This window comes from Paracraurococcus lichenis (genome assembly GCF_030657435.1).
Taxonomy (GTDB): domain Bacteria; phylum Pseudomonadota; class Alphaproteobacteria; order Acetobacterales; family Acetobacteraceae; genus Paracraurococcus; species Paracraurococcus lichenis.
In genome coordinates this window covers 1-360 of the sequence record NZ_JAUTWS010000538.1, presented here as the reverse complement: position 1 = coordinate 360, position 360 = coordinate 1, and the positions used below count along the sequence as shown (strand labels likewise).

The 360-nt window shown below is 68.3% G+C and carries 1 protein-coding gene; it reads right to left on the bottom strand.

What is annotated here, in order from left to right:
- Positions 1-360 (bottom strand): DDE-type integrase/transposase/recombinase (locus Q7A36_RS41150; RefSeq protein WP_305109534.1); only part of this gene is annotated, 360 nt, incomplete at both ends.

The following is a 360-nucleotide window of genomic DNA, read 5'->3' as shown; positions in this document are numbered from 1 at the left end:
TTCTTGAAGGCGCTGGTCCGATGCACGACCCGACGGCCGAGCGTCGCGGGGATCGCCCGTGGGTAGGAACCGTGCCCGTCGGTGGTGACACGCTCGGGGGTGATGCCACTGGCAGCCTTGGCCGAGCGGAAGAACGCTTGGGCCGCTGCCATGTCCCGGTGCTCGCTCAGCATGGTGTCGACGAGATTGCCGTCGCGGTCGATGGCCCGATACAGGTACGCCCAGCGGCCACGGACCTTGATGTACGTTTCGTCGGCGTGCCAATGCCGGCCGTGGGCACCACCCTTGCCATGCCGGCGCCGGCGGAGTTCGTCCGCCAGCAACGGTGCGAGCTTTGCTTCCCAGTCGCGGACGGCTTCC